Origin of the sequence: Yersinia artesiana (assembly GCF_902726545.1) — a bacterium.
Taxonomy (GTDB): Bacteria; Pseudomonadota; Gammaproteobacteria; order Enterobacterales; family Enterobacteriaceae; genus Yersinia; species Yersinia artesiana.
The window spans coordinates 1-11717 of the sequence record NZ_CACVAD010000011.1 but is presented as its reverse complement, the minus strand read 5'-3'; the positions used below and the strand labels follow the sequence as shown (position 1 = coordinate 11717).

Genomic DNA, 11717 nt, shown 5'->3' with positions numbered 1-11717 from the left:
AGAATTATTTATTAACTGCTAATTTGGAAAATATATTAATTACCTGACTTATACTGGCAACTCTGAGGCAATACGCCAATGAATAGCACTGACACTACGTTCCAGACTGACGCGGCAAACAATACTTTCGATTTCTTTTTGTGCCGCAGGGGTCGCCATTATTTCAGCACAAACTTCCAATTGCCCCGGCTTGGCAATATCGGCACTGCATAATGATTGCAACCGTAATGCCACACCATTGAGGGCCTGTAAAATAAGGGTACGAACCAATACTTCGTCTTCCGCGCCACAAGTCACTTGAATGCGGTAACGAACTTCTAAATCAACGGCTTGTTGCTGAGGTTGCATATTAATACGTTGCGCAGCCTCGCGTAGCAATATATTGGCGCATAGAATAACCGCGGTTGCTGCGACGGCATTCCAATATAATCCCAGGCCACAAAGCACACCAATGCCGGCGGAACACCATAAAGTTGCTGCGGTGTTCAGGCCGCGAATATTCATACCTTCGCGCATGATGACACCTGCCCCAAGAAAACCAATTCCTGACACTACTTGAGCGGCAATACGGCCGGGGCTGTCTGGCGATGTGGCATAAGAACTGAGCATAAATACAGCTGCACCCGTTGCAACCAATGCGTTGGTTCGCAAACCGGCCATGCGTTGACGCCATTGTCTTTCGGCACCAATTAATGAACCCAGACACATTGCCAGTAATAAATTTACAACAAAAGGAGTTAAGGCCATGATTCTCTCCATGAATTAATCATTGGTAGAATGTACCCTAAATAATTCGAGTTGCAGGAAGGCGGCAAGTGAGATAATCCCGATGAGCTTACTGTAGTAAGTGATTCGGGTTATTGAACATAGCCAACGCATATGCAGCTTGAAGTATAACGGGTATAATCATGTGCTATTTAGCACACAGGCTATTGTGCTGATATATACCTAAAGGCAAATCAGCAATAACGGGTGTTAGCGCCTGGAGGGAAAAGTGCGTGGCTGTTAAATACCATAATAAAAACCCAAACTAATAAACTCAAAATATCATCATTGAGTTAGGAAATTATAGGGTCTGCACAGCTCAGGAAATACAGGAGAGTGCTGCCCGCCATGTTTCGGCAAGCAACAAATCGGTCGGGAGATGAGTTAGCTTGCCTTGCTTATTTGACTACTACTTTGCGTATCCATTAGTTTCTCCACCGAAATTTTCCAAGAGTATAGTTTCCGATGATAATCATGTAAAGACTATATTTCTAAACAAAACTTAAACCAATTAGAATTAATTAAATAATAGAAATAACAATGCATATATAAGCCCTAAATTAATAACATCTCACCATCCCGTATCATTTTGCTAAAAATAAGGCTTCTCCGGCAAAGCATCCACCTTGTTGCTACACTGCATGCATTGAAGTTATCACTGGGGCTTTCCATGACAATATCGCCAACAGCAACGATGACCCACCAATTGTGGAACAGCTTGGGTTATGCCGATTTACCTGATAACTCATTATTATTCAGCGGCGAAGGGCAACTACCGTCAGCATTCCCTGTCACCTCACTGGCTTGTGCATCCATTGCCACTGCCGGATTAGCGGTTGCTGCATTAATCGAAGCAAAACACGGTTTACACCCCCAAGTGACAGTTGATCAACGTTTGGCTGCCTTGTGGTTTGGCTGGTCACTGAAACCGATTAACTGGCAATTGCCTTCCGCATGGGATGCTATTGCTGGCGATTATCAAGCCAGTGATGGTTGGATTCGTTTGCACACTAATGCCCCACATCATCGTAGAGTTGTTGAGGGTATATTAGGGCCGCATGAACATAAAGCAGCCGTAGCAGATGCAGTTAGTCAGTGGAAAGTCAGTGAGTTAGAGCATGCAGTGATCACATCTGGTGGATGTGCAGCACAAATGTACTCCCTCCAACAGTGGCAACAACATATACAGGGAAAGAGTGTTGCGCAAGAGTCAATTTTTGCCGCCTTTGATCATCCACAGGTAACCGCCCCCACCTGGGGAATCCCACTGGCACAGCCATTGGCAGGTATTCGGGTACTCGATCTCACTCGTGTACTGGCCGGCCCCATCGCTACCCGCTTTCTGGCCGGATTAGGGGCCGATGTCTTACGCATCGATCCTTTTTCCTGGAATGAACCCGCGATTGAGCCAGAAGTTACCCCAGGCAAACGCTGTGCGCGATTGAATCTCACTAATCATCATGATCGTCATATCTTTGAAGCATTATTACGTCAGGCAGATATCATTATTCACGGCTACCGAGCAGGTGCATTAGATGAATTAGGCTATGGGTCACATCAGCGGCGGCAATTATCCCCCGGATTAGTTGATATTTGTCTGAATGCCTATGGCTGGAGTGGCCCTTGGCGTAGCAGACGTGGCTTTGACAGCCTGGTCCAGATGAGTTGTGGTATTGCTGAAGCGGGGATGAAATGGCAAAACACACTGCACCCGTTCCCCCTTCCTGTGCAAGCGTTAGATCATGCAACAGGTTATTTAATGGCGGCGGCAGCGATACAGGGTTTGATTCAGCGCCTGACACAAAATACCGGTTACAGTGCCCGCCTATCTTTAGCCCGTACCGCCAATATATTGATTGATACTTCTTATCAGCCAGATGACATCAATTTAAAAACCAGTAGTGCAACAACCGAAGATTATCAATTGCAACCCGAAATGACCTATTGGGGCCCAGCTCTACGTTTGCGCGCGCCACTATCCTTATCTACGACCCAATGGTCTTGGGAGCTTGCTGCATCTCCCCTTGGCAGCGCCACTGCACAATGGCTTCAATAGTGCCACTTCCCCTAACTGACGCAGGACAGTGCTGCGTCAGGAACACCTGTCAAGTCCTTGACGTAATTACAGAAATGTAATGACTCTTTAATTCAAACTGCGATCGCGATCTCATTTATAGTCCTAACTATTTTAGGGCTGTTGCCGATAGATTCTTAAAGGACTGTTGAGAAAATTTTAGATATAGGGGTGGATTAACTTTAAGTAGCGATGCCTTAACCCGAACTCATTGACGTTGCCAATTGGCTGCCAACCACAGGGTAACTTCATGTAAGGGCAGATAGGGCAAGGACCTTTCCTCGAGCGACTATAGAAACGGAACTAACAATGAAACGTGGAAGTACGCATAAGCCATTGGATATAAAAATAACGCCAGAACATAATAAAGATACGAAAGTATTTTTTATTAATAATATGCGTCTGGTCACTCTGTTTATCGCCATCTTGACGGGAATACTGCTGTTATTTGCTGCGGCAATTGGTACATCTGGTTACTTTTTAAAACAAAGTAATCAATCGCTGGAAGAAGCGACTCAAGAACTCGATATCCGTCTGGGCCTGTCTAACAGCTCAAACCATTTGCGTACAGCACGCCTTATCTTGATTCAGGCCGCGTCATCGGCACGTATTGGCGATGCGACGGGCTACCAACAGGGCTTGAAGAATGCTGAAAATCTGATTTCTCAGTCGCAGCAAATGTTTGACCTCTACTATAACCGCCCAATCAAATCTGAAACGGACACCGCTCTGGACGCCCCTCTCAAAAAGGCCTATGAACAGTATCGCGACGATGGCATGAAACTCATGCTAGAAGCGACTAAAGAGGGACATTTCGAAGAAGTTATCTCACTGGAGGCAGAAAAACTTAATCAGTTAGATGATGCCTATAACGAGCCGTTGCTAAAAGCCGTTAAATATCGCACCGAACGCGCCAACGAAATTAATCAGTCGGCTCAGCAAGAAGCACGCCTTGGGTACATGCTGATGGGTGGTGCCTTTATTCTGGCTATTTTGCTGACATTAATCGCTTTTTTAGTGATCAGCAAAGTCATTATCAAACCGATTAACCGGCTGGTAGAAAGAATTCAACGCATTGCTCAAGGGGATTTGACACAAAGTCCAGCCCCATTTGGCCGCAATGAAATCGGCGTATTAGGTCATAATATTCAGCAAATGCAGGATTCATTATCCTCCACGGTTGAAGCCGTCCGCAGCAGTGCAGAATCTATCTATCAAGGTTCCAGTGAAATCGCGCTGGGTAATACAGACCTCTCCGCACGAACCGAGCAACAAGCCGCCTCACTTGAACAGACCGCAGCCAGCATGGAGCAACTGACCGCAACCGTTAAACAAAATGCGGAAAATGCTCATCACGCCAGCCAATTGGCAGCGAATGCATCCGGTAAGGCAGCCCAAGGTGGTGACATCGTGAATGATGTTGTCAGCACGATGGATAAAATATCGCTTAGCTCAATGAAAATTGCTGAAATTACTAATGTCATTAACAGCATAGCTTTCCAAACCAACATTCTGGCATTGAATGCGGCGGTAGAAGCTGCCCGCGCCGGTGAGCAAGGCCGTGGATTTGCCGTGGTTGCCAGCGAGGTTCGTAATTTGGCACAGCGCAGTGCTGATGCGGCCAAAGAGATAGAATCACTGATCGAAGTCTCGGTTGATCTTATTGGCGATGGCTCGATTCTGGTTTCTGATGCCGGTAAAGCCATGGACGAGATTGTCACAGCCGTCACGCATGTGACTGATATTATGGGAGAGATTGCCTCTGCCTCTGATGAGCAAAGCCGTGGTATCAGTCAGGTTGCACAAGCCGTATCCGAGATGGATAACGTAACACAGCAAAATGCCTCTTTAGTGCAAGAAGCATCCGCCGCTGCCGCCTCTTTGGAACAACAGGCTGAAATACTGACTCAAGCGGTTGCGGTATTCCATTTAAATGGACGTAACCCTGCTCCGGCACTTAAAACACCCGCCCCAACCTCAGCAGGCCAGAATAAAACCGGTGGGAGCAAGAAACCAACAGATGATTCACTAAACTGGGAAACTTTCTAAGCGATCACCAGAAGCTATTCAGTTGAATGATAATTGCAAAGGCTGATAGCAAAACCGGAGACAAGGCACACACCTTCCTCCGGTTTTTTATTGTCGCTCAATGAACGTTCAGCAAATAAATGTATGAGTCACTCTACTTGTGAAGCGGCTCAACAAAGGTGCCATCATGGCTATCAATTTCATTAAAGAACCAGACGCCTGCCGGATAATCCTCCAGCGAAACCAAATACATGACGCCCTCGCTAAACTGTTCCACCTCTAACACAACCCCTTCGCGCCGAGGGCCACCATCGGTTTTTACCGTCACCCGATCATTCACTTTCATGATATTACCTTCGTTTAAATCAATGTTGCTAGTGTAGTACAGAATCAGGTGAGAATGATAAGGTTTACGCGCAATCAAGCCTATGCTTTTGATGAATATATTTAAGCGTCAGAAAAGAATGAATTCGCACTAAAAAGTTGTTGGGAAATGAGCAGATGGGGAGCAAAAGAAGAGTGGGTTAATTCGACAACTTAACGCCAGAAAGTAAAAAACCCGCCTTGGCGGGTTTTTTTATAATCAGCCAAAGGCCAATTAGATTGCAGTTACGTTTGCTGCAGACGGACCTTTAGCACCGTTCTCGATAGAGAACTGTACATTCTGGCCTTCAGCCAGGGTCTTGAAGCCTTGATCTTGGATTGCAGAGAAGTGAACGAACACGTCTTTGCTGCCATCAGCTGGAGTGATGAAACCGAAGCCTTTAGACTCGTTGAACCACTTTACTTGACCTTTCATCATGTTAGACATGTGTATTTCCTTTATTAAAAAATTTTGCCACCATGGGCGTGTTATAGCCGGTTATCAGTCGTTACTTATGGAGGCACTATGAAGGAAATTCGTCAGTGAAGAGCTATCAACGATAACGCTTTAAATATGAACCACTTTACTCAAGATGTCGTGCATAAATAGGTCTGTACCACAGGCCGAGACGCATTAACTCATGACCGGCTTTTAATAGCAACTCTTTTTAGCAAGCAAACTGAAGATTCTTGTTTGCATGACTAAAATAAGACCAAAAAAGCTATTTATTATACTCTTGCTACTCGGTATTACGCAGGATAATCAGTAAAAATATTGTAAACCCACCCCAATACTTCTCCTGATTTTAGAATCAGCAGAGCCAAAAAACCTTCAATAGCCTGTTTTAATTCTATTTGCGGCCTGGCGCTGAAAATTTATCCTTTGAATTTGCTATGGTTAATGACCACGGCAAACACGCCTGCCAGCCAACTATAAACGCATTACTGCTTCAACGTGTTGATGGGATAATGGCGCTAGCGCAAACACGCTAACTTTCGAAAAAGATAAGGCTGAGATCATGACAGCACAGCAAAAAGTTAAACAGCAAGCTACACCAGCCCTATCACAGATTTTATTGCGCAGGGATTGGGAAAATCCGCAGATAACACAGTACAACCGCCTGGAAGCACACCCGCCATTTTACAGTTGGCGAAATAGCGATGCAGCGCAAAACGATGCACCGTCTCCACAGCGGAAATTACTTAATGGGCAGTGGTCATTCAGTTATTTTACCCAACCAGAATCCGTGCCCGATGAATGGGTTGATCACGATTTGCCAGAAGCTGTGTCGATGCCGGTGCCTTCCAATTGGCAACGCCAAGGTTATGACATCCCGATTTATACTAATGTGCAATACCCTATTCCCGTTGATCCACCACGGGTGCCGCAAGATAATCCAACCGGTTGCTATTCATCTAATTTTACCGTTGATCCTAAGTGGCTTTCATCGGGGCAAACCCGCATTATTTTTGATGGTGTGAATTCCGCTTTCTATCTCTGGTGCAACGGCCGATGGGTCGGGTATTCCCAAGACAGCCGTCTACCTGCCGAATTCGATCTCACGCCTTATCTAAACGCCGGCAATAACCGTATTGCTGTTCTCGTATTACGTTGGAGTGATGGTAGCTATCTGGAAGATCAGGATATGTGGCGGATGAGTGGGATTTTCCGCGATGTCAGCCTGTTGCACAAACCAGATATTCATTTGCGAGATATTCACGTTTCTACCCATTTATCACCAGAGTTTAGCTCCGCGCATTTAGAGGTAATGGCCGCCGTTAATATTCCTCCACTTGATATTAATAACTCACAAGTAACGAGAGCCTATCAAATCCAGGTTCAGCTCTGGCTGGCGGATTCGTTAGTCGCCAGTTTGCGACAGCCCCTGGGTACTCAGCCAATTGACGAGCGAGGCCATTACACCGATCGCTCTCATTTAAGCTTGCGAGTAGCACATCCTTTATTATGGAGTGCGGAACAACCTACGTTATATAGAGCTGTCGTCTCGCTACTGGATAGTCAGCAACAACTGATAGAAGTGGAAGCCTATGATGTCGGTTTTCGGCAAGTGGCTATACACCAAGGCCTGCTCAAAATTAATGGCAAAGCGGTATTGATTCGTGGAGTGAATCGTCATGAGCATCACCCACAAACGGGCCAGGTCATAGATGAAGAAAGCATGCTGCAAGACATCATTTTGATGAAACAGCATAACTTTAATGCCGTACGCTGCTCACATTATCCCAACCATCCGCTATGGTACCGCCTGTGTGATCGCTACGGTTTATATGTTGTCGATGAAGCCAATATTGAAACTCATGGGATGCAACCTATGAGGCGGTTGGCAGATGATCCACAATGGTTTTCCGCTTTTAGTGAACGCGTTACCCGAATGGTTCAGCGTGATCGTAACCATCCTTGTATTATTATTTGGTCATTGGGCAATGAATCAGGCCACGGTGCCACACAGGATGCACTCTATCGTTGGATAAAAACCAATGACCCCACGCGCCCGGTGCAATATGAGGGGGGCGGTGCGAATACTCAAGCCACTGATATTGTTTGCCCCATGTATGCCCGTGTCGATGAAGATCAACCTTTCCCAGCGGTACCTAAGTGGGCCATTAAGAAATGGATTGGCCTACCGAATGAATCTCGCCCATTGATTCTGTGTGAATACGCCCATGCCATGGGGAACAGTTTTGGTGGATTTGCCCGCTATTGGCAGGCATTTCGCCAATATCCTCGGCTACAAGGTGGGTTTGTTTGGGATTGGGTCGACCAAAGCCTCACCCGGAATGATGAAAACGGTCAGCCTTATTGGGCTTATGGCGGAGACTTTGGCGACAGCCCCAATGATCGTCAATTCTGTATGAATGGATTAGTTTTCCCAGACCGTACCCCTCACCCCAGCTTGTATGAGGCGCAATGCGCGCAGCAGTTCTTCCAATTCTCACTTATTAGCACCTCACCGCTGGTGATCAATGTAACCAGTGAATATCTGTTCAGAAACAGTGACAACGAACATCTGTACTGGCGCATCGAGTTAGCCGGTGAATCAATTCTGGAAGGGAGCGTCCCACTAAACCTATCACCTGAGAGCACACAGCATTTCACCCTAACCGAGCGGTTACCCGTGATCAGTGAACCTGGTGATTTATGGTTGAACATTGAAGTCAGGCAGGTAAAAGAAACGCCTTGGTCGCCAAGCCATCACCGTAGCGCCTGGCAGCAATGGCGTTTACCACAGTCATTATCAGTCTTACGCCACTCTTTAACTGATTCAGCTACACCCAATAACCTCAAGTTACATCAAGATACGCAGCATATTACGGTGGCCCATCAGCAACAATACTGGCAGTTTAATCGTCAAACCGGATTACTGGAGCAATGGCATGTAGATGGGGAAAACAGGTTACTCACCCCTTTACGCGATCAATTTGTTCGTGCTCCGCTGGATAACGATATTGGTATCAGTGAGGCAACACGTATCGATCCGAATGCCTGGGTTGAGCGCTGGAAGCAAGCTGGCATGTATCAACTGGAGCCACGTTGCTTATCACTACAAGCAGATACATTATCTCAGACCATACAAATCAGCGCGGAATATAGCTACGAGTTTGCCCAGGAACAGTTGTTACATACACATTGGCTATACCGTTTTGATCAACAAGGGCGCATGACTATTGATGTCCGAGTCCAGGCGGCAACTTCACTCCCCTCTTTAGCAAGAGTCGGTATGTGTTGCCAATTATCTGATGTTTATGGAAATGTTGACTGGTTAGGGTTGGGGCCACACGAAAACTATCCTGACCGTCAGCTCTCAGCACAATATAGCCATTGGTCGCGCCCCCTTGAGCAGATGCACACTCCCTACATCTTCCCCAGTGAAAATGGGTTGCGTTGCAAAACCAATACGTTGAATTACGGGAATTGGCAATTAACTGGTCAATTCCATTTTGGTATCAGTCGCTACAGCACGCAGCAACTCATGATGACCAGCCATCAACATTTACTTAGACCAGAAGCTGGTACCTGGTTAAATATCGATGGTTTCCATATGGGGGTGGGGGGTGATGACTCATGGAGCCCTAGTGTCCATGTCGATAACTTACTGACTAATGAGACTTATCAATATCAGGTCTGTTGGCAATACAAAGACTCAATCTGATGAACGCGACAAATTTTGCAACAATATCAACACAGAGTTTCAGATTTATACCTATATCAGGCCAAGAGGAATACCACTAGTATCAATGTGTTCTAAACATCTCTTAGTCTCGCTTATTGCAATGCAACGAGTCATACATGTACTACTCCTTTGCAAATTTATGCGCCCACCCTGTTGGGCGCTTTTTTTGTTTTCTGTGACCCGTCCTAAACAGCATTGATACACTTAACTCGCATACTGACAGAAGTGATATTAATCAATGTGTTAAACGCACGCAACTGTAGTGACACACTAAATTTGCCCACCTGAATAGATATTAAAGCCAGCTCAGAGCTCATCAATATAATGGTGGTTTGATGCCGAATGAGTCAGAACGATTGTTCTGGAAAAACTCTAAATCCGTGGCCAGTTTTTGTGACCACAACAGTGTTAATCAATGAGGAGCAGGTCAAACCAATAAAATTGACTTGTGTTTTGCTAAAGAGCAAAACAATCATCTAAAGGTTCCATATCACATCTGACCGAACGAAAAACAACCACCTATCTTTGTGATTTTATTATAAAAAATATCCTTGAATTCGGATATTTCACCTCCATATAAATAAAGCTGGCCTACCCGCAGCAACAGACGGTTAATGTGGCTTCCTTCATATCCCATTCAGGAAAAAGGATAAAGGATATGAAAAAGCCGCTAAAAAACTCTGGCTCATTCAAAGGAAAACGTGCAAGACGGCCAAATAATGACAAGAAAATAACTAAGGACACAGTAGATAAACAAGAGTCGCACTTCTTTAAGAAAGCTGGCGATTTTTTTAGATTTACATACTGGTTTCTGCGTTTGTATCGACTCATTACTGGACATAGTTGGTGGTGACACGGCATCCATCATCAACCTGCATGTAGGGAGGTATTTAACGGAAAAATAAAAAAACAACACACTGATATTATTATGTATTTTTTAGCTTAGGAGTAAAACATGAAATCAACTATTAAGAAAAGACACGACTTAATCTCTCATTAATCGCTGTGAAATTGGAGGAAGCGCCACATCCTCCCATTTAGGCTCATTTCGCTGAAGCAGCCGCTAAATGAGTTAGGGTAGTATTTTAGGCCAGGAACCTATGAACAATTCACTACTGGTAACCAACAGAGACGGAACAAGGGAGCGCATCAATCTCGATAAAATTCATCGAGTTATTGAATGGGCTGCCGAAGGTTTACACAATGTCTCTGTATCCCAGAAGGAATTGCGCTCTCATATTCAGTTTTATGACGACTCTGCAATTTCAGATGAGTCTATTAGTGAGGCCATAATTTCCTCAGTATTTAGATTCATGGGAAACCAGCGGCGAATCAAAACAACGTCTTTTATTGGCAATGTTCATAAATTAGTGGATTCAAAATCACTAAATTTAGGCAAACAATCCGCAACTGTTCAGCCTGAAGGTCTTGTCCTGTTCACACAACTGCTAAGAGTGTTGTGTAAGCTGGCCCGCTCCCCTCCATGTGGGGTTAGTGGCCTTAACATTTATAATGATTATAACTGAGCATCAAACATACATAACACCCCAAATATAAACCCTTACGCCGTTTGCATCTCTTTCCTGATGGTCATATCTGAGCACTTACGCCTTTTAGCGATCATGCGCAGTGAAACACCATATACATGGTGCAAAATAACCAGCTCATACTCTTCTGGTTGATACTTTTTCAGCCGTGCCACACAGCCATCAATCATAATGCCGTCATCATCACAGCACTGTGGCCGTGATTTGTTGGTATAGGGGAGCTGCCCTTTAAACCTGCGGCAATAGGTTGCCAATCTACCTGGCTATTATCATTGGCGGCCCATGCCCCCAAAGCTCCAATAGATATAGAGTATCCAGCATTGGTTTTTCCTGCTCTGACGGCAGGCTTTGCGGTGCGGCTCTCATAACTTCCCTTCCTTTCGTAAAATATACTGGGTGCGCATAACGCCCTCCGCGTGATACAGACGGGCAGTGTCACTATCAATTAAGCGGGTGCGCCGGTCACACTCGTCATGACATGCTGCACATTACCCAGGAGAAAACAGGTTCACGCCTGGCTATTCCACTGGATCTGACTTGTCAGTCGATAAACATGTCATTGAGGGAGGTGGTGGCCAAGTGTCGCGATGCGGTGCTCAGTAAATATTTGGTTCATCGCCATCACCACAACCTTTAAAAAAGCCAGGATCCGTTCTGGTATCACATGGATGGAGGGAACTGCGCCAACCTTCCATGAGCAACGTTCTCTGTCTGAGCGCCTTTATCGAGAGCAAGGACTGGAAACAC

General features: G+C 45.5%; 8 protein-coding genes and 3 pseudogenes. 6 read left to right on the top strand and 5 right to left on the bottom strand.

All coding sequences use genetic code 11. From position 1 onward, the window contains the following. Positions 1 to 48: 48 nt before the first annotated feature. Positions 49 to 747 (bottom strand): MgtC family protein, encoded by a 699-nt coding sequence (locus tag HU019_RS05005; protein WP_174849235.1) that lies wholly within the window; start codon positions 745 to 747, stop codon positions 49 to 51. Positions 748 to 1435: 688 nt separating this feature from the next. On the opposite strand from HU019_RS05005, the gene HU019_RS05000 reads away from it, so the two are divergent. Together HU019_RS05000 and HU019_RS04995 are read left to right on the top strand one after the other, a co-directional pair. Then, entirely contained in the window at positions 1436 to 2821 is a 1386-nt protein-coding gene (locus HU019_RS05000) for a CoA transferase (RefSeq protein ID WP_217450904.1), read from the top strand. 327 nt (positions 2822 to 3148) lie between these two features. Beyond that, positions 3149 to 4888 (top strand): methyl-accepting chemotaxis protein, encoded by a 1740-nt coding sequence (locus HU019_RS04995; protein WP_174849236.1) that lies wholly within the window; start codon positions 3149 to 3151, stop codon positions 4886 to 4888. A 133-nt stretch (positions 4889 to 5021) separates the two neighbouring features. Here the strand turns inward: HU019_RS04995 and dsrB are convergent, their stop codons facing one another. Beyond that, positions 5022 to 5213 (bottom strand): protein DsrB, encoded by a 192-nt coding sequence (gene dsrB / locus HU019_RS04990; protein ID WP_004701013.1) that lies wholly within the window; start codon positions 5211 to 5213, stop codon positions 5022 to 5024. 252 nt (positions 5214 to 5465) lie between these two features. Beyond that, positions 5466 to 5678 carry a transcription antiterminator/RNA stability regulator CspE gene (gene cspE, locus HU019_RS04985; RefSeq protein WP_002210893.1) on the bottom strand — a complete coding sequence of 71 codons (213 nt, stop codon included), beginning with the start codon at positions 5676 to 5678 and terminating at the stop codon, positions 5466 to 5468. 571 nt (positions 5679 to 6249) lie between these two features. Here cspE and HU019_RS04980 point away from each other — a divergent pair. The 3 genes and pseudogenes from HU019_RS04980 to HU019_RS04970 form a co-directional block, all read left to right on the top strand. After that, a complete protein-coding gene (locus HU019_RS04980) occupies positions 6250 to 9402 on the top strand; it encodes a beta-galactosidase (protein ID WP_174849237.1) in 3153 nt (1050 codons plus the stop codon). Between the two features lie 679 nt (positions 9403 to 10081). After that, on the top strand, positions 10082 to 10276 hold the full coding sequence (locus HU019_RS04975; protein WP_174849238.1) for a hypothetical protein: 195 nt from the start codon (positions 10082 to 10084) through the stop codon (positions 10274 to 10276). A gap of 247 nt (positions 10277 to 10523) precedes the next feature. Then, positions 10524 to 10724 (top strand): annotated as a pseudogene (locus HU019_RS04970) (ATP cone domain-containing protein); the annotation flags it as partial. A 260-nt stretch (positions 10725 to 10984) separates the two neighbouring features. Here HU019_RS04970 and HU019_RS04965 read toward each other — a convergent pair. Next, positions 10985 to 11277: pseudogene (locus tag HU019_RS04965) on the bottom strand (antiterminator Q family protein). A gap of 55 nt (positions 11278 to 11332) precedes the next feature. Next, on the bottom strand, positions 11333 to 11416 hold the full coding sequence (locus HU019_RS04960; RefSeq protein ID WP_407083982.1) for a hypothetical protein: 84 nt from the start codon (positions 11414 to 11416) through the stop codon (positions 11333 to 11335). Between the two features lie 29 nt (positions 11417 to 11445). Between HU019_RS04960 and HU019_RS04955 the strand changes: the two are divergent. Then, positions 11446 to 11717: pseudogene (locus HU019_RS04955) on the top strand (site-specific integrase); the annotation flags it as partial.